The sequence below is a fragment of the Streptomyces chartreusis NRRL 3882 genome (genome assembly GCF_900236475.1).
GTDB lineage: Bacteria > Actinomycetota > Actinomycetes > Streptomycetales > Streptomycetaceae > Streptomyces > Streptomyces chartreusis_D.
This window is the reverse complement of record NZ_LT963352.1, coordinates 7,687,175-7,707,484: the sequence shown is the minus strand read 5'-3', so window position 1 is coordinate 7,707,484 and position 20,310 is coordinate 7,687,175. Positions and strand designations below refer to the sequence as shown.

The 20,310-nt window shown below is 73.0% G+C and carries 20 protein-coding genes; 9 read left to right on the top strand and 11 right to left on the bottom strand.

Translation table 11 applies throughout. The annotated features are described in order from the left end of the window. Window positions 1-24: 24 nt before the first annotated feature. Together SCNRRL3882_RS35020 and SCNRRL3882_RS35015 are read left to right on the top strand one after the other, a co-directional pair. Window positions 25-1,851, top strand: coding sequence for a serine/threonine-protein kinase (locus SCNRRL3882_RS35020; protein ID WP_010041042.1), 1,827 nt, complete (start codon window positions 25-27; stop codon window positions 1,849-1,851). A 13-nt stretch (window positions 1,852-1,864) separates the two neighbouring features. Further along, window positions 1,865-2,044 carry a hypothetical protein gene (locus tag SCNRRL3882_RS35015; protein WP_010041043.1) on the top strand — a complete coding sequence of 60 codons (180 nt, stop codon included), beginning with the start codon at window positions 1,865-1,867 and terminating at the stop codon, window positions 2,042-2,044. Between the two features lie 4 nt (window positions 2,045-2,048). Here the strand turns inward: SCNRRL3882_RS35015 and SCNRRL3882_RS35010 are convergent, their stop codons facing one another. From SCNRRL3882_RS35010 to SCNRRL3882_RS34995, 4 genes are read right to left on the bottom strand one after another with little or no spacing between them, the layout of a single operon-like run. Then, window positions 2,049-3,263 (bottom strand): sensor histidine kinase, encoded by a 1,215-nt coding sequence (locus SCNRRL3882_RS35010; protein WP_010041045.1) that lies wholly within the window; start codon window positions 3,261-3,263, stop codon window positions 2,049-2,051. Beyond that, window positions 3,260-4,972 carry a cation acetate symporter gene (locus SCNRRL3882_RS35005; RefSeq protein ID WP_010041047.1) on the bottom strand — a complete coding sequence of 571 codons (1,713 nt, stop codon included), beginning with the start codon at window positions 4,970-4,972 and terminating at the stop codon, window positions 3,260-3,262. The genes SCNRRL3882_RS35010 and SCNRRL3882_RS35005 overlap by 4 nt, the downstream gene beginning before the upstream one ends. Before the next feature lie 25 nt (window positions 4,973-4,997). Beyond that, window positions 4,998-5,357, bottom strand: a complete 360-nt coding sequence (locus tag SCNRRL3882_RS35000) for a hypothetical protein (protein WP_029181255.1) — start codon at window positions 5,355-5,357, stop codon at window positions 4,998-5,000. Window positions 5,358-5,359: 2 nt separating this feature from the next. Then, window positions 5,360-6,109 carry a LytR/AlgR family response regulator transcription factor gene (locus SCNRRL3882_RS34995; protein ID WP_010041051.1) on the bottom strand — a complete coding sequence of 250 codons (750 nt, stop codon included), beginning with the start codon at window positions 6,107-6,109 and terminating at the stop codon, window positions 5,360-5,362. Between the two features lie 121 nt (window positions 6,110-6,230). Here SCNRRL3882_RS34995 and SCNRRL3882_RS34990 point away from each other — a divergent pair, with 121 nt between their 5' ends. The 5 genes from SCNRRL3882_RS34990 (at window position 6,231) to SCNRRL3882_RS34970 (ending at window position 13,006) form a co-directional block, all read left to right on the top strand. Continuing rightward, on the top strand, window positions 6,231-6,746 hold the full coding sequence (locus tag SCNRRL3882_RS34990; RefSeq protein WP_010041053.1) for an Lrp/AsnC family transcriptional regulator: 516 nt from the start codon (window positions 6,231-6,233) through the stop codon (window positions 6,744-6,746). A 126-nt stretch (window positions 6,747-6,872) separates the two neighbouring features. After that, window positions 6,873-7,694, top strand: coding sequence for a dimethylargininase (gene ddaH / locus SCNRRL3882_RS34985; RefSeq protein ID WP_010041054.1), 822 nt, complete (start codon window positions 6,873-6,875; stop codon window positions 7,692-7,694). After that, entirely contained in the window at window positions 7,691-8,944 is a 1,254-nt protein-coding gene (gene rocD / locus SCNRRL3882_RS34980; protein ID WP_010041055.1) for an ornithine--oxo-acid transaminase, read from the top strand. The genes ddaH and rocD overlap by 4 nt, the downstream gene beginning before the upstream one ends. A 275-nt stretch (window positions 8,945-9,219) precedes the next feature. Next, on the top strand, window positions 9,220-11,697 hold the full coding sequence (locus SCNRRL3882_RS34975; RefSeq protein WP_010041056.1) for a SpoIIE family protein phosphatase: 2,478 nt from the start codon (window positions 9,220-9,222) through the stop codon (window positions 11,695-11,697). Between the two features lie 67 nt (window positions 11,698-11,764). Further along, window positions 11,765-13,006 carry a PP2C family protein-serine/threonine phosphatase gene (locus SCNRRL3882_RS34970; protein WP_010041059.1) on the top strand — a complete coding sequence of 414 codons (1,242 nt, stop codon included), beginning with the start codon at window positions 11,765-11,767 and terminating at the stop codon, window positions 13,004-13,006. A gap of 15 nt (window positions 13,007-13,021) precedes the next feature. On the opposite strand, the gene SCNRRL3882_RS34965 is transcribed toward SCNRRL3882_RS34970, so the two are convergent. After that, window positions 13,022-13,477, bottom strand: coding sequence for an RpiB/LacA/LacB family sugar-phosphate isomerase (locus SCNRRL3882_RS34965; RefSeq protein ID WP_029181256.1), 456 nt, complete (start codon window positions 13,475-13,477; stop codon window positions 13,022-13,024). Window positions 13,478-13,797: 320 nt separating this feature from the next. Here SCNRRL3882_RS34965 and SCNRRL3882_RS34960 point away from each other — a divergent pair, with 320 nt between their 5' ends. After that, on the top strand, window positions 13,798-14,517 hold the full coding sequence (locus tag SCNRRL3882_RS34960) for a lysophospholipid acyltransferase family protein (RefSeq protein ID WP_010041063.1): 720 nt from the start codon (window positions 13,798-13,800) through the stop codon (window positions 14,515-14,517). Window positions 14,518-14,576: 59 nt separating this feature from the next. Then, window positions 14,577-15,602, top strand: coding sequence for an NAD-dependent epimerase/dehydratase family protein (locus tag SCNRRL3882_RS34955; RefSeq protein ID WP_086012523.1), 1,026 nt, complete (start codon window positions 14,577-14,579; stop codon window positions 15,600-15,602). Window positions 15,603-15,610: 8 nt separating this feature from the next. Here the strand turns inward: SCNRRL3882_RS34955 and SCNRRL3882_RS34950 are convergent, their stop codons facing one another. The 6 genes from SCNRRL3882_RS34950 to SCNRRL3882_RS34925 form a co-directional block, all read right to left on the bottom strand. Continuing rightward, window positions 15,611-16,390, bottom strand: coding sequence for an urease accessory protein UreD (locus tag SCNRRL3882_RS34950; protein ID WP_010041068.1), 780 nt, complete (start codon window positions 16,388-16,390; stop codon window positions 15,611-15,613). Next, window positions 16,372-17,061 (bottom strand): urease accessory protein UreG, encoded by a 690-nt coding sequence (ureG, locus tag SCNRRL3882_RS34945; protein ID WP_010041070.1) that lies wholly within the window; start codon window positions 17,059-17,061, stop codon window positions 16,372-16,374. The genes SCNRRL3882_RS34950 and ureG overlap by 19 nt, the downstream gene beginning before the upstream one ends. Window positions 17,062-17,128: 67 nt before the next feature. After that, the gene (locus SCNRRL3882_RS34940) at window positions 17,129-17,803 is read right to left on the bottom strand and encodes an urease accessory protein UreF (RefSeq protein WP_010041073.1); all 675 of its coding nucleotides are present in this window, start codon (window positions 17,801-17,803) and stop codon (window positions 17,129-17,131) included. A 10-nt stretch (window positions 17,804-17,813) separates the two neighbouring features. Beyond that, window positions 17,814-19,535: an urease subunit alpha gene (locus SCNRRL3882_RS34935; protein WP_010041081.1), complete on the bottom strand. Its 1,722-nt coding sequence runs from the start codon at window positions 19,533-19,535 to the stop codon at window positions 17,814-17,816. Next, on the bottom strand, window positions 19,528-19,839 hold the full coding sequence (locus SCNRRL3882_RS34930; RefSeq protein WP_010041085.1) for an urease subunit beta: 312 nt from the start codon (window positions 19,837-19,839) through the stop codon (window positions 19,528-19,530). Before SCNRRL3882_RS34930 ends, SCNRRL3882_RS34935 begins: the two co-directional genes overlap by 8 nt. An 11-nt stretch (window positions 19,840-19,850) precedes the next feature. Beyond that, window positions 19,851-20,153 (bottom strand): urease subunit gamma, encoded by a 303-nt coding sequence (locus SCNRRL3882_RS34925; RefSeq protein ID WP_010041087.1) that lies wholly within the window; start codon window positions 20,151-20,153, stop codon window positions 19,851-19,853. Window positions 20,154-20,310: the final 157 nt, after the last annotated feature.

Here is a 20,310-nt window from a genome sequence, read left to right as displayed (position 1 = left end):
CCCGCCGAACCCTGGAGTCACCGGATGTCCTCAGGATCACCGAGGTCGGGAGCGGGCCGGATCATCGCCGGCCGTTATCTGCTGCTGCGCCGGCTCGGCAGCGGCGGCATGGGGCACGTCTGGCTCGCCCACGACCAGAAACTCGCCTGCGAGGTCGCGCTCAAGGAGATCGTGTTCCGCGACCCGGCCGAAGCCGGAAACGAGAGGGAGGCGCGGGTCGCCCGGGCCCGGGCGGAGGCCCGGCACGCGGCCGGGCTGCGCGGACACCCGCACGTGGTGACGGTGCACGACGTGCTGGAGCACGAGGGGCTGCCGTGGATCGTCATGGAGTACGTGGCGGGCGCCGTCGACCTGCGGGAGCTGGTGACCCGGCGCGGGCCGCTCGCCCCGGCCGAGTGTGCCCGCGTCGGTCTGGCCGTGCTGGACGCGCTGACCGCGGGGCACGAGCGGGGTGTGATGCACCGGGACGTGAAGCCGGCCAACATCCTGCTCGCGCCGGACCGCGCGGGCTCACCGTACGGGCGGGTACTGCTCACCGACTACGGCATCTCCGTGCAGCCGGACGGCGGTGAGACGCGGTACACGAGGGCGTCCGTGCTGGTCGGCACGGCGGGGTATCTGGCGCCTGAGCGTGCGTCCGGCGGTACGCCGACGCCGGCCGCCGACCTCTTCTCCCTGGGCTGCACGCTGTACTTCGGCGTCGAGGGCCGCGGCCCCTTCGAGCGCGAGTCGCACCTGGCGGCGCTCACCGCGGCGGTCATGGAGGAGCCGCTCGCGCCGGTACGGGCCGGGGCTCTGGAACCCGTGCTGCACGGGCTGCTCGCCAAGGATCCGGAGCTGCGGATGACCGCCCAGGAGGCCGAGGCCGCGCTGTCGGGGCTCGTCACGCCCCACGTGGAGGCGTTCGAGCGGACCAGGACGGATCCCGGATCGCCGTCCCCCTGGGAGACCCCGCCCGCGCCCACGGCCGGGCCGGACGGTTCCGGACCGGTCACCGCCACGCCCGGCGTCACCGCGCCCGGCGCACGGCGAAGGCGGCGCTCCCCCGCCCTCCGGGCCGTCGCCGCCTGCGGTCTCGGGCTGGTCCTCGCGCTCGGCGGCGTCTGGTACGCGCTGGCCGACCGGGCGGGCGGTGGGACGGCCCGGCCGTACGGGGAGGCCGTGGGGCTGGGGAAGCCGCTCGCGGACGGGGACTGTGTGCTCGCGGACTGGCCGGGCGGGACCCGGTTCGCCGGCACGCCCCGGCTCTCCCTGGACCCGACCTGCCGGGACCAGGCGCCCGACGGGCAGGTGGTGGCGTTCGCCGAGGCGGCCTCGCCGGACGAGGCGCGGAAGCTGGGACCGGTCCGGTGCGAGGAGCTGACCCGGGAGCTGCGGGACCGGCTCGCCGATGTCCGCAGCCACGCCGTCGTGCCGAGCGGCGCCGGGTTCGAGGCGGCGGGGCGGCGCACCGCCTGCCTGGTGCTGGGCGCGCACGGGCCGCTGTACGGGCCGCTCGGGGAGCGACGTAGGTTCGGTACGCCGTTCGCCGACACCGCGACCATGCAGAAGCGGGACTGCCTGGACGTCCGTTCGAACCGGGAGGCGCGGCTGGTGCCGTGCGGCGGGCGGTACGACCAGCAGGTGCTGGGGTTCACCCGACTGGGCGCCGATGTGACGCTCGCCGAGGCGCGGACCTCGTCGGACGCGGCATGCGCCCGGGAGGTGGCGCCGCGCGACTACGGCTTCGACCCGTCCGTCTACGAAGCGGGTTCGTGGACCAGCGACGGACCCTGGAAATCCGGTACTCATGTCGTCGTCTGCACCGTCAGGAGGCAGAACGGGGGCACCATGGAGGGGACAGAACCATGAGGAGGGTGTTGCGATGCCCGGTTCCACGAACGGTTCGAACGCGACGAAGACCATGGGAGTCGTCACCGTCGGCGGCCTCGTCCTGGTGACGGCCTACACGGTGGCGCTGGGCAGCAACGGCTGGCTGTGGTTCGGCTGGGTCGTCCTGGGCCTGATCACCCTCGGGATGGTGGTCACCACGAAGAGCACCTGAGGACTCACTCCCGGGTCAGCCGTCCGGCCGAATGCACGCCCGGCTGGTACTTGGGAAGCCGGACGGTGATCTTCATGCCCGCGCCCATGGCGGTCTCGATGACGAGGCCGTGGTCGTCGCCGTAGACCTGGCGGAGCCGGTCGTCGACGTTGGAGAGCCCTATGCCGCCCGAGGGGCTGACCTCGCGGGCCAGGATGCGGCCGAGCAGGTCGGGGTCCATGCCGGCGCCGTCGTCCTCGATGACGACCAGGGCCTCGGCACCCGCGTCCTGGGCGGTGATCTGGATGTGGCACTTGCCCGAGGACACCGCCTTGCCCTCCAAGCCGTGCTTGACGGCGTTCTCGACGAGCGGCTGGAGACACAGGAAGGGCAGGGCGACGGGCAGCACCTCCGGGGCGATCTGGAGGGTGACGGAGAGGCGGTCGCCGAAGCGTGCCCGCACGAGCGCCAGATAGTGGTCGATGGCGTGCAGTTCGTCGGCGAGCGTGGTGAAGTCGCCGTGCCGGCGGAACGAGTAGCGGGTGAAGTCGGCGAATTCCAGGAGCAGTTCGCGGGCACGCTCGGGGTCGGTCCGGACGAACGAGGCGATCACCGCGAGCGAGTTGAAGATGAAGTGCGGGGATATCTGAGCCCGCAGCGCCTTGATCTCGGCCTCGATGAGGCGGGTGCGAGACTGGTCCAGATCCGCCAGCTCCAGCTGTACGGACACCCAGCGGGCCACCTCGCCGGCCGCCCGGACGAGGACCGCGGACTCGCGGGGCGCGCAGGCGACGAGGGCGCCGTGCACCCGGTCGTCGACGGTGAGCGGGGCGACGACCGCCCAGCGCACCGGGCAGTCGAGGAGGTCGCAGGTCAGCTGGAAGGCCTCGCCGCGGCCGGTCTCCAGAGGTCCGGCGAGGCGCCCCATGATCTCGCTGCGGTGGTGGGCGCCGTCGCCGTCCCAGACCAGGACCTGCTTGCGGTCGGTCAGGCAGAGGGCGTCCGTGCCGAGCAGGGAGCGCAGTTTGCGGGCGGACTTGCGGGCCGTCTCCTCCGTCAGCCCGGCCCGCAGCGGGGGTGCGGCGAGGGAGGCGGTGTGCAGGGTCTCGAAGGTGGCGTGTTCGACGGGGGTGCCCAGGCCGCCGAGGCTCTTGGGGCGTGCCGTGCGGCGGCCCAGCCAGACTCCCACGGCCAGGACCGGGAGCACGGCGACGCACAGGCCGGCCAGGAATCCGCTCATGCCGTCACCTCCGTGCGCAGTTCCTCGGGCAGGTGGAACCGGGCCAGGACCGCCGCCGTGGCCGGCGGCACCCGGCCGGGGGTGGCCAGGGACACCAGGATCATGGTGAGGAAGCCCAGCGGCACCGACCAGAGCGCGGGCCAGGCGAGCAGGGCGTGCAGCGCGCCCTTTCCCGGGTAGCCCGCCATGGTCGCGGCGACGGCGAGCAGGGCCGAGCCGCCGCCGACCAGCATGCCGGCGGCCGCGCCGGGCGGGGTGAGCCGCCGCCACCAGATGCCGAGGACGAGCAGCGGGCAGAACGACGACGCGGACACGGCGAAGGCGAGCCCCACCGCGTCGGCCACCGGGAGCCCGCCGACCAGGACGCTCGCCGCGAGCGGCATGGCCATCGCGAGGACGGTCCCGAGCCGGAAGTGCCGTACGCCGCGCGCGGGCAGGACGTCCTGGGTGAGCACGCCCGCGACGGCCATGGTGAGCCCCGAGGCCGTGGACAGGAACGCGGCGAAGGCGCCGCCCGCCACCAGCGCGCCCAGGAGGTCGCCGCCCACTCCCCCGATGATGCGGTCGGGCAGCAGAAGGACGGCGGCGTCCGTGTCGCCGGTGAGGGTGAGTTCGGGTGCGTAGAGGCGGCCGAGGGCGCCGTAGAGGGGTGGCAGGAGGTAGAAGGCGCCGACCAGGCCGAGGACCACGACGGTGGTGCGGCGGGCCGCGACGCCGTGCGGGCTGGTGTAGAAGCGGACCACGACGTGCGGCAGGCCCATGGTGCCGAGGAACGTGGCGAGGATCAGCCCGTACGTGGCGTACAGCGGGCGTTCCTCGCGGCTCTCGGCCTGTGCGGGCGACAGGTCGCCGCCGCCGCTGCGCTGCGCCTCGGGGACGGCCGCCCCCTCGGCGAACGTGAGCCGGGTGCCGCGTTCGACGCGGTGGGTGCCGGCGGGGAGATCGAGGCGGGTACCGGTGTGCGTACGGCCGTCCACGGTGCCGGTGACCGTGACGGTGAGGGGCCGGTCCAGTTTCAGGTCGATGCTGTCGCCGACGCGGACGACGCGCTGCTCGCGGAAGGTGGCCGGTTCGTCGAAGGCGTGGCGGGGAGCTCCGTCGCTCTGCCAGGCGAGGACCAGGAACAGGGCGGGGACGAGCAGCGCGGTGAGCTTCAGCCAGTACTGGAAGGCCTGGACGAAGGTGATGCTGCGCATGCCGCCGGCGGCGACGGTGGCGGTCACGACGACGGCGACGATCACTCCGCCGAGCCAGTCGGGCGCCCCGGTCAGCACGGTCAGGGTGAGTCCCGCGCCCTGGAGCTGGGGCAGCAGATACAGCCAGCCGACACCGACGACGAAGGCACCGGCCAGCCGCCGCACGGCCTGGGAGGCGAGGCGGGCCTCCGCGAAGTCGGGGAGGGTGTAGGCGCCGGAGCGACGCAGCGGGGCCGCGACGAAGAGGAGCAGGACCAGGTAGCCGGCGGTGTAGCCGACCGGGTACCAGAGCATGTCGGGCCCCTGGACCAGGACCAGGCCCGCTATACCCAGGAAGGAGGCGGCGGAGAGGTACTCGCCGCTGATGGCGGCGGCGTTGAGGCGGGGGCCGACGGTGCGGGAGGCGACGTAGAAGTCGGAGGTCGTGCGGGAGATGCGCAGGCCGAAGGCGCCGACCAGGACCGTCGCGACGACGACCAGGGCGACGGCGGGGACGGCGTAGTTGGAGTTCATCGGCGGGCGCCAGTTCGGTCGTCGTTCATCGGTCTTCGACGAGGCGTACGAAGTCGCGCTCGTTGCGCTCGGCGCGGCGGACGTACCAGCGGGCGAGCAGGACCAGCGGGGCGTAGAGGCCGAAGCCGAGGACGGCCCACTCCAGGCGGCGGGTGTCGGGCATCGCCGCGAACAGCAGCGGGAGCGGGCCGATGAGCAGGCCGAGGATCGCGAAGACGGTGAGGCCGGCGCGCAGTTGGGTGCGCATCAGGGACCGGACGTAGGTGTGACCGAGGGTGGTCTGCTCGTCGATCTCGGTGCGTGGGCGGTAGTAGCCGGAGGCCCTGCCGGACTGGCGGGGCGGGCCGGTGACGACGACGCGGCGCTCGGTGTGGTCCTGGGGCACCGTCACGTCCTCCTCATGAGCAGGTCGCGCAGTTCGCGCGCGTGGCGCCGGCTGACCTGGAGTTCCTCGGAGCCGACGAGGACGCTGACGGTGCCCGCGTCGAGGCGGAGTTCGCCGATGTGGCGCAGGGCGACGAGGTGGCGGCGGTGGATGCGGACGAAGCCGCGGGAGCGCCAGCGCTCCTCCAGGGTGGACAGCGGGATGCGGACCAGGTGGCTGCCCTTGTCGGTGTGCAGCCGGGCGTAGTCGCCCTGGGCCTCGACGTGGGTGATGTCGTCGACGGCGACGAAGCGGGTCACGCCGCCGAGCTCGACGGGTATGTGGTCGGGATCGGGTTCGCTCACGGGGATGCGGGGTGCGGTGCCGCGGAGCTCGGCGGCGCGCCGTACGGCCTCGGCGAGCCGTTCCTTGCGGACGGGCTTGAGGACGTAGTCGACGGCCTTGAGGTCGAAGGCCTGCACGGCGAAGTCCTCGTGGGCGGTGACGAACACGACGAGCGGCGGCCGGGCGAACCCGGTGAGCAGCCGGGCCAGGTCGAGGCCGTCGAGGCCGGGCATCTGGATGTCGAGGAAGACGACGTCGATCGCCTCGGGCCCGCCCGGGCCGGACTCCAGGGCCCGGTTGATGCGGCGCAGCGCCTCGGTCGCGTCGCCGGCGCCCTCCGCGCTGCCGATGCGGGGGTCCGCCTGCAGCAGGTAGAGCAGTTCCTCCAGCGAGGGGCGTTCGTCGTCGACAGCCAGGGCGCGCAGCATGAACCCGGAGTGTAGGGGGCGATCGGTACGTCTGGACATGCGCCGGGTGGACGTTCGCGCTGGATGCGGTGGCCGCGTCGGGCCGGGCGCGGGGTGGGGTGCCGGTGGATACAGTGCCCGCATGAACAGCAGGTCCACGCCGTTCGACGAACTCGACCGGAAGATCATCACCGCGTTGATGGCGAACGCCCGGACGTCCTTCGCCGAGATCGGCACGGCGATCGGGCTGTCCGCCACGGCGGTCAAGCGCCGGGTCGACCGGTTGCGGGAGACGGGCGTGATCACCGGGTTCACGGCCACGGTGAAGCCGTCGGCGCTGGGCTGGCGGACCGAGGCCTACGTCGAGGTGTACTGCGAGGGCGCGGCCCCGCCGCGGCGGCTCGCGGAGGTCGTGCGCGACTACCCGGAGATCACCGCGGCGATGACCGTGACCGGTGGTGCGGACGCGCTGCTGCATGTGCGGGCGCGGGACGTGGAGCACTTCGAGGAGGTGCTGGAGCGGATCCGCCAGGAGCCGTTCATCCGGAAGACCATCAGCGTGATGGTGCTGTCCCATCTGCTTCCGGAGAGCCCGGAGGCGGGTGCCAGCCACCCGGCGCCGGAGGAGGCCCCGGGCGGCGCAGCAGACGTGCGCTGACCGGCCCGAAGACGCAGCGTTCCTGCGCGGACGCGCAACCTTTGTTTCTTGTCGGCCCCCTCCGTCAGTTCCTACCGTTGGGTCAACACCCAGTCACACACCGTGAGGAAGCGGAGGGACCCCTCTGTGCCCGACTCCCGTGTGCCGCGCCGGCGGCGCTACCTCGTCTGCGAACCCAGACACTTCGCCGTGCAGTACGCGATCAACCCGTGGATGCATCCCGACGAACCCGTCGACGTCATCCGCGCCCTGGACCAGTGGCAGGCGCTGGTCGACACCTATCGTGCCCACGGCCATACCGTGGACACTGTGAAACCCGTGCCCGGTCTGCCCGACATGGTCTTCGCCGCGAACGCGGCGGTCGTCGTCGACGGCCGCGTCTTCGGCTCCCTCTTCCACGCGCCCGAGCGCCGCCCCGAATCGGTGCCGTACGAGGCGTGGTTCAAGGCCGAGGGCCACGAGGTCTATCACCCCGAGTCGGTGTGCGAGGGGGAGGGCGACCTGGTGCCGGCCGGCCGCTGGATCCTGGCCGGGACGGGCTTCCGTACCACCCGGGAGGCACACAGCGAGGTGCAGGAGTACTTCGGGGTGCCGGTGATCAGCCTGACGCTGGTGGACCCGTACTTCTACCACCTGGACACGGCGCTGTTCGTCCTGGACGAGGAGAACATCGCCTACTACCCCGAGGCGTTCTCGCCGGGCAGCCGCGAGGTGCTGGCCCGGCTGTACCCGGACGCGGTGCTCGCCACCCGCGAGGACGCGATGGCGTTCGGGCTCAACTCCGTCTCCGACGGACGGCACGTGTTCATCTCACCGGGGGCGACGGCCCTGGCCGGCCGGCTCGCCGACCGTGGTTACGTCCCCGTCCCCGTCGACCTGTCCGAGTTCCAGAAGGCCGGTGGCGGCATCAAGTGCTGCACCCAGGAGATCCGGGAGATCCGCTCATGACCGCACCCGTCCGCACCGACGACTCGCAGGGGGCCCGTGACCCGCGGGAGAGCCGTGGCTCGCAGGACCTGATCCGCGCGGAGGAGCCGGTCCTCGCGCACAATTACCACCCGCTGCCCGTGGTCGTCGCGCGCGCCGAGGGCACCTGGGTGGAGGACGTGGAGGGGCGGCGGTACCTCGACATGCTGGCCGGCTACTCGGCGCTCAACTTCGGGCACCGGCACCCGGCGCTGATCGAGGCGGCCCATCGCCAGCTCGACCGGCTGACCCTGACCTCGCGGGCCTTCCACAACGACCGGCTCGCCGAGTTCGCCGAGCGGCTGGCGGCGCTGACCGGTATGGACATGGTGCTGCCCATGAACACCGGTGCGGAGGCGGTGGAGAGCGGGGTGAAGGTGGCCCGCAAGTGGGCGTACGACGTCAAGGGCGTCCCGGCGGACCGGGCGACGATCGTGGTCGCCGCGGACAACTTCCACGGCCGTACGACGACGATCGTCAGCTTCTCCACGGACGAGACGGCCCGGGCGGGCTTCGGGCCCTTCACACCCGGCTTCCGGATCGTGCCGTACAACGACCTGGCCGCGCTGGAGGCGGCGGTCGACGAGACGACGGCGGCGGTGCTGATCGAGCCGATCCAGGGCGAGGCCGGGGTGATCGTCCCGGACGACGGCTATCTGGCCGGCGTGCGTGAGCTGACCCGCCGCAAGGGGTGCCTGTTCGTCGCCGACGAGATCCAGTCCGGGCTCGGCCGTACGGGCAGCACGCTGGCGGTCGAGCACGAGTCGGTCGTGCCGGACGTGGTGCTGCTGGGCAAGGCGCTGGGCGGCGGCATCGTGCCGGTGTCGGCGGTGGTCGGGCGCCGGGAGGTACTCGGGGTGCTGCACCCCGGGGAGCACGGGTCGACGTTCGGCGGCAACCCGCTGGCGGCCGCGGTCGGCACGGCGGTGGTCGAGCTGCTGGAGACCGGCGGGTTCCAGCGCCGCGCGACCGAGCTGGGCGCGGTCCTGCGGGACGGTCTGACCGGTCTGGTCGGCAAGGGCGTCGTCGGCTTCCGCTCGCGGGGGCTGTGGGCGGGCGTCGACATCGATCCCGCGCTCGGCACGGGCCGGGAGATCAGCGAACGCCTCATGCGGGAGGGAATCCTGGCCAAGGACACCCACGGCTCCACGATCCGCCTGGCCCCACCGCTCACCATCACGGGCGAGGAGCTCGAAGGGGCGCTCGGGTCGCTGGAGAAGGTACTGCGGTAAGAGGCGCAGGATCTGCGGCGGAGGCCCGGTCTGTCGCGGAGGCCCGGTGTGTGGCGGAGGCCGCCCGACAGGGGGCGGCCTCCGCCGGGCTGGGCGCGCCGCGAGCCACCCCGACCAGGTGCATCGCGAAAATGCGCCGGGCGTACGACCGTGTCGGCGGGGTGCGGGGCGTTGGGCCGCCCCGACCGGCCCCGTACAAACCGCCCCCGCATGCCGGAAGGGTGAAGATTGAGGCAAGAGGTGGTAGACCACTCTCAGCGACAGAGAGGTCGGCCGTGGGCGCACACGAGGAGTACGGCGTTGCCCGGCAGCGGTTCGACGTGGCCGACGCCGCGCCCCTGTTGCTCGATCCGCAGGGCGTGGTGACGGGCTGGACCAGCGAGGCCCGGCGGCTGCTGGCGTACCCGGCTGCCGAGGCGGTCGGCAGGAAGCTGGCGGATCTGCTGACCGCCGAGGACGCGCAGCGCGTGCCGGACCTGGTCGAGCGGTGCCGCAGGGACGGCGGCTGGACGGGGCTGCTGACGGCCCGCCACAGGGACGGGCAGCCGGTGAGGGTCGCGGCCCGGATCACCTCGGCCGAGGAGGCGCACGGCGCCTCACGCTGGCTGGTGCTGCTGTCGGAGCTGGCCGACGCGCCCGGCTGGGACATGAGCCGCACGGTGCTGGAACGGATGGTGGCCGACGCCCCGGTCGGTATCGCGATCGTGGACACGGACCTGCGTTTCGTGTGGTCGAACGCCGCCCTGGAGCAGTTCGGCGGCGGACCGCCGCCCCGGCGTCTCGGGCTGCGCTTCGCGGACGTCCAGCCGGGCCTGGACGCCCAGGCGGTCGAGGCGCAGATGCGGCACGTGCTGGAGACCGGCGAGGCCGTGGTCGGGTACGAGCACGTCGGCCATGTGGTGTCGGCGCCGCTGCGCGAGACCGCGCACATGCTGTCGTTCACCCGGCTCGACGACGACCGGGGCCGCCCGATGGGCGTGTACTACACGGTCGTCGACATGACCGAGCGGCACCGCGCCCGGCAGCGGCTGGCGCTCCTCGACCGCGCCAACGAGAAGATCGGCCGCAGCCTGGACCTCATGCGCACCGCGCAGGAACTGGCCGACGTGGCCGTGCCGGGACTGGCCGACCTCGTCACCGTGGACCTGCTGGAGACGGTGCTGCGGGGCGCCGAGGTGACGCCCGGACCGCTCGCGGACGCCGACTCGGTGGCGCTGCGCCGGGCGGGCCACCGGTCCGTGGAGGCGGGCGTCCCGGAGGCCGTCGTCGGGATCGGCGAGGTCGCGACGTACCCGGCCGGGTCGCCCCCGGTCCGCTGTCTGACCACGGGACGGGCCTGGCACGCGGAGCGGCTCGATCCGTCGGCCCGGGTGTGGGTCACGGACGTCCCGGGCGGCCGGCGGTCCACGTTCTCGGAGCTGGGCCTGCACAGCGTGATGGTCGTGCCGATCCGGGCGCGCGGCACCACCCTGGGCATCACCACCTTCTTCCGGCAGCGCCGGATGCCCTTCGACGAGGAGGACCTGCGGCTGGCCGAGGACCTCGTCTCCCGCGCGGCCGTCTGCGTGGACAACGCCCGGCGCTACACGCGCGAGCGCGACGCCGCGCTCGTCCTCCAGCGCAGTCTGCTCCCCCACCGGCTGCCCGAGCAGGACGCGGTCGAGGTGGCCGCGTGCTACCGGCCGGCCGACGAGCTGACCGGTCTGGGCGGCGACTGGTACGACCTCATCCCGCTGTCAGGAGCGCGCGTCGCGCTCGTCGTGGGTGAGGTGCCCGGGCACGGCATCGACGCCGCCGCGGCCATGGGGCAGTTGCGGACGGCCGTACGGACGCTGGCCGCTCAGGATCTGCCGCCCGAGGAGGTGCTGGCGCACCTCGACGACCTGGTCGCGCGGTCGGCCCGGGAAGACGGCGCCGAACCGGGCACGGCGGGCTCCGCGGGCCAGCAGTGTGTGGGCTCCGGGTGTGTGTACGTCGTCTACGACCCGGTCGACGGCGGGTGCGCGATGGCCGCGGCGGGCCATCCCGTGCCGGCCGTGGTCCTGCCCGACGGCTCGGTCACGTTCGTCGATCTCCCGCAGGGGCCGCCGCTCGGCGTGGGCGGGCCGCCCTTCGAGGCGGTCGAGCTGTCGCTCGCGGAGGGCAGCACCCTCGCCCTGCACACGGACGGGCTGCTGGCCCGGGCCGAGACCTGGGCCGTCGACGCCGGCCGGGAACGGCTGCGTGGGGCGCTGGAAGGGGCCGGCCCGCTCGAGGCGCACTGCCGGAACGTCGTCGACGCGCTGGTCCCGGCGCGCCCGTACGACGACGTGGCCCTGCTGATGGCCCGGACGAAACGCCTCGGCACGGAGCAGGTCGCGGCCTGGGACCTGGACCCCGACCCGGCCCTCGTCGCCGACGCCCGCCGCATGGCCACCCGGCAACTTGCCCGCTGGGGGCTTCAGGAGCTGGCGTTCACCACGGAACTGGTGGTGAGCGAGCTGGTCACCAACGCCATCCGGCACGCCACCGGGCCCATCCGGCTCCGTCTGATCCGGGAGCGCGCCCTGGTCTGCGAGGTCTTCGACAGCGGCGCCACCGCGCCCCATCTGCGCCATCCCCGTACGACGGACGAGGGCGGGCGCGGTCTGCTGCTGGTCTCCCAGCTGACCCAGCGGTGGGGCACGCGGTTCGTCCCCGACGGGAAGATCATCTGGGCGGAGCAGTCCCTGACGGAGCTCGCCGAGCTGCCCGTGGCGGCGCTCCTCGAGTGATGCCGGACACAGGTTCGCCCATACCGTGGGAAACTGGTCTGAACCCGGCAGTGGTGAGGCGGCAGCCATGACGGACTCGGCGATCGATTACACGGCGGTGTTCCAGGCCCTGCCCGGCATGGTGGCGCTGCTGACGCCCGAGCTGGTGTACGCGGACGTCAACGAGGAGTTCGTCCGGGTGTCCGGCCGCTCCCGCGAGCAGCTGGTCGGCCACTACCTGTTCGACGTCTTCCCGGACAACCCCAACGACCCGGCCTCGACGGGCATGCGCAACCTGGAGGCCTCGCTGTACCGGGTCCTGGCGACCGGGGAGCGTGACGCCATGGCCCTCCAGCGCTACGACGTCGAGGATCCCGAGCGGCCCGGGGAGTGGCAGGAGCGCTACTGGAGTCCGGTGAACGCGCCGCTGCTCGGCCCCGACGGCAAGGTGGCGCTGATCCTGCACCGGGTCGAGGAGGTCACCGAGCTGATCCGGGCCCGGGGCCGCTCGGGGGGAGGCCGGGGCGGCCGGTCCAGGGTCCTGGAAGCCGAGCTGTACACCCGGGCCCGCGAGCTCCAGGAGCTCAACGAGCGGCTGCGTCAGGCGCACTCCCGGGAGCGGGAGGTGGCCATGGTCCTCCAGGAGGCGATGCTGCCCGACCGCCGTCAGGTCAGCCACCACCACCGGGCCGCCGTCCGGTACCGGCCCGCCGTGGGCGCGCTCAACGTGTGCGGGGACTGGTACGACCTGGTCGACCTGGTCGGCGGCCACCGGGTCGGCGTGTCCGTGGGCGACGTGGTCGGGCACGGGCTGGAGGCCGCCGGCGTCATGGGCCAGCTGCGCAGCGCGCTCAGCGCGGCCTCCCGGGTCGCCGAGGGCCCGGCCCAGGCCCTGGACGTGCTGGGGCGTTACGCCCATGTGGTCGAAGGAGCGGAGTCGGCGACCGCCGTGACGACCTTCATCGACTTCGACCGGCACACCATCACCTACAGCAGCGCCGGCCACCTCCCGCCCGTACTGGTCCACCCCGGTGGCCGCGCCGAGTTCCTCGACCAGGCCACCGACACGCCGCTCGACGCCCGCCCCGACCCGATCCCGAGACCACAGGCCGAGACGTCCTTCACGCCGGGTGCCACACTCACGCTCTACACCGACGGCCTGGTCGAGCGGCGCGGCGAGGACATCGACACCGGCCTGACCCGTCTCGCCGACGCCCTGTACCGGAACCGGGAGCAGGATCCCGAGCGCCTCGCCGACACGGTGCTGCTGGAACTGCTGCCGCCCGGCGGCGCCACCGACGACACCGCGCTGATCATCGTGCGGCTGTGAGCCGGGGCGACCGGCTCAGCGGCGGGTGTTGCCGTGATCGAGCAGCCGGACGCGGTCCACGTTCTGCCGGTCCTCGGCGTCCGTGCTGGGCTCGCCGGCGAACCACGCGTCGAGGATCTCCTTCAGCAGCGGCTCGGAGGTGAGCCGCAGGCTGAGCGCGAGGACGTTGGCGTCGTTCCAGCGGCGGGCCCCGTCGGCCGTGTAGGCGTCCGTGCACAGGGCGGCCCGGACGCCGGGCACCTTGTTCGCGGCGATCGAGGCGCCGGTGCCGGTCCAGCAGCACACCACGGCCTGGTCGGCCGTCCCGTCGGCGACCTCGCGGGCCGCGGCCTGGGAGCACACCGCCCATTGGGGGTCGTCCCCGGGGCGCAGCGCGCCGTGCGGGCGCACCTCGTGCCCTCTCTCGCGCAGCGCGGCCACGAGGGAGCGGGCGACGGGCTCGTCCATGTCCGAGGAAACAGAGATCCGCATGCTTCGCAGACTACTCGGCGGGGCCGCAAGAACCAGCGGCTGGCCAGGCACCCCCTCGTATCCCGCCAGGCAGGCCGTTCGGCTTGCCGGTCACCCGCATGGAGCAGCACGCTGGTCCCGCGGTCCTCCCCAGCCGCACGAGCACCACCGGATGCACCTCTCTGACTGACCGTCAGTCAATCGGCAAAAGATCGGCCGGGTCCGGTCCCACGAGGTGCCCGGTGGCCATGCCTGCACCTACACTGGCACCCCACGACATGCCGGTTGACCTGCTGGAACGCGGCGGTTGAGTCCACCGCAAGAGTCGAGGAGCGCCCGCTTTGTTCTACTACCTGCTGAAATACGTGCTGCTGGGACCGCTGCTGAGACTGGTGTTCCGGCCTCGAATAGAAGGCCTGGAGCACGTTCCTTCGGAGGGCGCCGCCATCATCGCCGGCAATCACCTGTCCTTCTCGGACCACTTCCTGATGCCCGCGGTCCTCAAGCGGCGCATCACCTTCCTCGCCAAGGCCGAGTACTTCACGGGCCCCGGCATCAAGGGCCGGCTGACGGCGTCGTTCTTCCGCAGCGCCGGGCAGATCCCCGTCGACCGCTCCGGCAAGGACGCCGGGCAGGCCGCGATCCGCGAAGGCCTCGGCGTGCTGGGCAAGGACGAGTTGCTCGGCATCTACCCGGAGGGCACGCGCTCGCACGACGGCCGGCTCTACAAGGGCAAGGTCGGCGTCGCGGTCATGGCCCTCAAGGCCGGTGTCCCGGTCATCCCCTGCGCGATGATCGGCACCTTCGAGGCCCAGCCCCCCGGCAAGGTCATCCCCAACATCCACCCCGTCGTGATCCGCTTCGGCAAGCCCCTCGACTTCTCGCGCTACGCCGGCATGGAGAACGAGAAGGCCATCCTGCGCGCCGTCACCGACGAGATCATGTACGCGATCCTCTCCCTGTCCGAGCAGGAGTACGTCGACCAGTACGCGGCCGTCGTGAAGGCCGAGGAGGCCGCCGCCGCGAAGGAGCGGAAGTTCCCGCGCTTGCCGCTCAGTTGAGGTGTCTGCTGTCGGCAGAAGCCGCCTCCCCGGCCGGACCGGCGATCTACGGTCGAGGGATGAGACGTGCTGTGGTGATCGGGGCCGGCGGGCAGATCGGACGGCCGGCGGTGGAGGCGCTGGCGCGGGACGGCTGGGAGGTGACGGCCGCGTCGCGCGGCGGGGCACGGGACGAGAGCTGGCCCGCCGAGGTACGGGCGGTGCGGCTGGACCGCGAGGACGACGCGGCGCTCGGCTCGCTGATCGGCGGCGGCTGCGACCTCGTGGTCGACATCGTCGCCTACGGTGCCCGGCACGCCCGGCAGTTGACCGGGCTGGCCGACCGCATCGGCTCGGCCGTGGTCGTGTCGACGGTGACGGTGTACGAGGACGGCACGGGTCGCGGCTTCGACACGATGAGCGAGCCGGGCGGCTTCCCGCAGTACCCCGTGCCCGTGCGGGAGGACCAGCCGACGGTCCCGCCGGGGGACGCCACGTACAGCACCGGCAAGGCCGCCCTGGAGAGCGAACTCGTCGCGGCGGGCGACCGGTTGCCCACGACCCTGCTGCGCCCGGCCGCGATCCACGGTCCCCACAGCCCGCTCCCCCGCGAGCTGTACTTCGTGAAACGGAACCTCGACGGCCGGCGCAGGAGGGTGCTCGCCCACCGGGGCGAGAGCCGCTTCCACACGTCGGCCGCCCGCAACATCGCCGAACTGATCCGGCTGGCGGCCGCCCGGCCCGGCTCGCGCGTGCTCAACGCCTGCGATCCGCAGCCGCCGACGGTGGCCGAGATCGGGTCTGCGGTGGACGCGGTGATGGGAGTGGAGACGGAGACCGTCCTGGTGGACGGGGCGCCGCCCTCGCCGTCCGTGGGCAGCTCGCCCTGGTCGGTGGAGCTGCCGGTGGTCTTCGACATGACCGCGGCGGAACGGGAGTTGGGCTACCGGCCGGTCGTGTCCTACGCCGAGAGCCTGCCGGAGACGATCGACTGGCTCACCCGCCGGCTGTCCGGGCAGGACTGGCAGGAGGCGTTCCCGACGCTCGCCAGGGCCTATCCCGACCTGTTCGACTATGCGGCGGAGGACGCCTCGTTCGGGGCCTGAGCGGACGTCTAGGTCTCCGCGAGAGACGCCAGCGCCTCGTCCAGCAGCCGCCGCAGCCGCAGCGCGTCCGGTGCCACGGCGGTCACCAGGGCGGCGGGACCGGCGAGCGGGACCACCGAGGCCCCTTCCCCGAGTGCCCGGGCCGGCACCGGCTCGGCGGCGAACTCCGGCCGCACAATGAGGAGTTGACCGACCGACCGGTGCCCCCCGAGCACCGCGGGGCCGTCCCAGCCGCCCGGCGCGCCGGGCCCGCAGGCCAGTTCCTGGTCGAGCAGGACCTGCCCGGCGACCCGCACGGTCAGCCGGCTCGTCAGCCGCCCGGGCTCTTCACCGGCCCGTCCGAGCACCTGCTCCTCACGCAGCACGAGCCGGGCCGTGGCGGCGAGTTCGACGCGGGTCGTGACGTACAGGTCGCTGTCCTGTGCGGAGATCAACTGCTCGGGCAGCCAGTGCAGTTCGGCCTGGTCGGCAACGTCGAGCCGGACGTCGTAGCGGGCCTCTCCCTTGGCCTGCCCCGGCAGGGCGATGGTGGCGGCGGCCGAGCCGACGGACAGCCGCGCCCCCTCCTCCACCCGGGCTCGCACGGTGAAGTGGTCACCGCCGAGCGGCCCGCTCATCGCTCCGACCAGCATGACCCGCGCCTCGGCACCGCTCGCCCGGGTGCGCCGCAGCGCAAGCGGTCCGTCGCTCTCCAGCAGCGGCAGGGCGGTTCCGCCCCGGCCGTCGTCCCGGGCGACGATCCTCGCCACGGACCGCACCCCGGCGCTGTTCACGCCCGTGCCGTCCATGCGGCGAGCTGCGCACGCACCCAGGCCGCGACATCCGTCACCCCGGGCCCGCTGCGCAGCGACTGGAAGACGACCGGCAGTTCGGCCCGCTGTGCCTTGGCGTCGGCCGCCATCCGCGCGAGGTCGGAGCCGACGTACGGTGCGAGGTCGGTCTTGTTGACGACGAGCAGGTCGGCGGTGGTCACGCCCGGACCGCCCTTGCGCGGGATGTCGTCGCCCCCCGCCACGTCGATCACGAAGATCTGCGCGTCGACGAGCCCCTTGGAGAAGGTCGCGGTGAGGTTGTCCCCACCGGACTCCACGAGGACCAGGTCCAGCGGCCCCACCGCGTCCTCCAGGTCCTCCACCGCTTCCAGGTTGGCGGAGATGTCGTCCCGGATCGCGGTGTGCGGGCAGGCTCCCGTCTCCACCGCGGAGATCCGCTCGGGCGGCAGTACGGCCTCCCGGAGCAGGAACTCGGCGTCCTCGCGGGTGTAGATGTCGTTGGTGACGACCGCGAGGGACAACTCGTCCCGCAAGGCGCGGCACAGCGCGGCGACGGTGGCGGTCTTCCCGGACCCGACGGGCCCGCCGAGTCCGATCCGCAGGGCCCGGCGGCTGCCGTCGGGCCGGAGGGCGTCGGCGCTGACGGCGCCGGGGCCGTCGTGGGTGTGGTCGTGGTCGAGGTGCATCGGGCGGCTCCCGCGTTCTTGTCCGACTGATTCGAGTGGTGGTGGGGGAAAGGGATTGATCGATTGCCTATGAGGCGAAGAGCCGCACGGGCCAGGCCGCGTGCACCTCCGCCCCGATCTCGAGCAGCGGCGCCGACCCCGCCGGCAGCGCGTCGACCCCCTCGTCGACCACCCTCCGTGCCGCCTGCACCGCCCGGTCCACGACGCGGTCCACCTCCGGCGCCAGCCGGGCCAGCACCCCCGTCGCGTCGAAGGGATCCAGACTCAGCAACCGCACCGTCGCCGTGGCGGGCCCGCTCACGCTCTCGTACGCCGCGCAGTACGCCGCGTCGACCGGCCCCAGCCCGGCCGCCCGCGCCGCCAGCCCGAGTACCACCGGCTGATGGGCGCCCTTGGGGAACTCCCGGGCCAGGGCGTCCAGCTCGGCGGACGGCCAGGTCGCCCGGGCGGCCCGCATCAGCTGCCGCCCCAGCTTGCGCGCGGCGACCCGCAGCGCGGGCGAGGGCGTACGGGCGTCCGCGGCACGGTCCAGCATGACGGGGTCGATCCCCAGCGCGGCAGCCGCCGAAAGGGCCGCCGCGACCGAACCGGCCGTGTGCAGGCGCCCCCGGCAGAAGTCCGCCAGGCTCGCCGCCCCGCTGATTCGCCCGGCCTTGACCGCCGCCTCCGCCCCGCCGGAATGGGCGTGGCCGCCGGCGGGGAAGCGGCCGTCGGCCAGGACGAGCAGTGCCGCACGTGACATCAGGACGTCCTCAGAACAGGAAGTACCGCTGGGCCATGGGCAGTTCGGCCGCCGGCGCCGCCTCGACCAGCTCCCCGTCGATGTGCACGGCGAAGCTGTCGGGGTCGACCCGTACGTCGGGCCGGGCGTCGTTCTCCCGCATGTCGGCCTTGGTGACGCCGCGCGTCGACTCGATCGCGACGAATGGTTTCCCGAGGCCCAGCCGCTCCGGCAGCCCGTCCTCGACGGCCAGGGGCGCGACGAAGTTCACGGAGTTGGCGGCGGGCGCCCGCCCGATCGCCCCGAACATCGGGCGCGGCAGGACCGGCTGGGGTGTGGGGATCGAGGCGTTGGCGTCGCCCATCTGCGCGTAGGCGATCTGCCCGCCCTTGATCACGAGCTGCGGCTTGACGCCGAAGAAGGCCGGCTCCCACAGCACCAGGTCGGCCAGCTTGCCGCTCTCCACCGACCCGATCTCCCGGGCCAGGCCCTGGGCGAGCGCCGGGTTGATCGTGTACTTGGCGACATAGCGGCGTACTCGCCGGTTGTCGGCGCGGCCGTCGCCGGGCAGCGCACCCCGGCGCCGCTTCATCACGTGCGCGGTCTGCCAGGTCCGCATGACGACCTCGCCCACGCGCCCCATGGCCTGCGAGTCGGAGGAGATGATCGAGATCGCGCCCAGGTCGTGCAGCACGTCCTCGGCGCCGATGGTGGACGGCCGGATCCGGGACTCGGCGAAGGCCAGGTCCTCCGGCACGGCCGGGTTGAGGTGGTGGCACACCATCAGCATGTCGAGGTGTTCCTCGGCGGTGTTGACGGTGAACGGCCGGGTGGGATTCGTGGAGCTCGGCAGCACGTGCGGCTCGGAGACCACGGTCATGATGTCCGGCGCGTGCCCGCCGCCGGCGCCCTCGGTGTGGTAGGCGTGGATGCCCCGTCCGGCGATCGCGGCGAGCGTGTCGCCGACGAACCCGGCCTCGTTGAGCGTGTCCGTGTGGATGGCGACCTGGATGCCGGTCTGCCCGGCGACGGTGAGCGAGGCGTCGATGACGGCCGGGGTCGAGCCCCAGTCCTCGTGCAGCTTCAGGCCGAGTGCGCCGCCCCGGATCTGCGACAGCATCGCCTCGTGGGAGACGGTGTTGCCCTTGCCGAGCAGGCCGATGTTGAGCGGGTAGGCCTCCATGGCCTCCAGCATCCGCGCGAGATGCCAGGGCCCGGGGGTCACGGTGGTGGCCTTGGAGCCCTCCGCGGGGCCCGTACCGCCGCCGACGAGGGTCGTGATGCCCGAGGACAGCGCCTCGTCGGCGATCTGCGGGCAGATGAAGTGCACGTGGGCGTCGATCGCGCCGGCGGTGAGGATCCGCCCGTTGCCGGCGATGATCTCGGTCTCGGGGCCGATGACCAGGTCCGGGTGCACACCGTCCATGGTGTCGGGGTTGCCGGCCTTGCCGATGCCGGTGATCCGGCCGTCGCGGATGCCGACGTCGGCCTTGACGATGCCCCAGTGGTCGATGATTACAGCGCCGGTGATGACGGTGTCCGGGGTGCCCTCCGCACGGGTGGCGCGGGCCTGGCCCATGGACTCGCGGATGACCTTGCCGCCGCCGAACACCGCCTCGTCTCCGGCGCGCCCGGGCCCGCCGGAACGATCCTCCTCGATCTCGACCAGCAGATCGGTGTCGGCGAGCCGGATCCGGTCGCCGGTCGTCGGGCCGAACAGGTCGGCGTACGCGGCACGCGAGATCTCAGGCATCGAGGGCACCTCCGGTCTCCCCGCGCAGACCGGGCACGACGCGGGCGCCGGTCAGCGGTACGAGTTCGACGTCGACGGGGATCCCGGGTTCGAAGCGCACGGCCGTGCCGGCGGCGACGTTCAGCCGCTTGCCGCGCGCGGCGGCGCGGTCGAACTCCAGACCGGGGTTGGCCTCGGCGAAGTGGTAGTGGGAGCCGACCTGTACGGGCCGGTCGGCGGCGTTGAGGACGGTGAGCCGGGTGACGTCGCGGCCCTCGTTGTAGACAATCGGGTCGTCGGCGAAGAGGATCTCTCCGGGGGTCATCGAGGCCTCTCTCAGACGATGGGCTCGTGGACGGTGACGAGCTTGGTGCCGTCCGGGAAGGTGGCCTCGACCTGGACGTCGTGGATCATCTCCGGGACGCCTTCCATGACGTCGTCCCGGGTGAGCAGCGTGCGTCCGGAGGACATGAGCTCGGCGACGGTACGGCCGTCACGGGCGCCTTCGAGGATGTGCGACGTGATGAGGGCGACCGCCTCGGGGTGGTTGAGCCTGAGCCCACGGGCCCGGCGCTTCTCGGCCACGTCGGCCGCCACGTGGATCAGCAGTCTCTCTTGCTCGTGCGGGGTCAGTTGCACGTCCCACCTCACAGTCCTCGCTCCGGACCGTGCGGGGCCCGGTTGCCGCAGCCCCGGGGAAAAGCCCTGGTGGCGTGGCGGCAGGCTAGTTGGACCGGGTTTCAGGCACGTTAACCGGGCCGTGCTCGTTCGGGCCGGCGAGCGGGCGCGTGCTCCG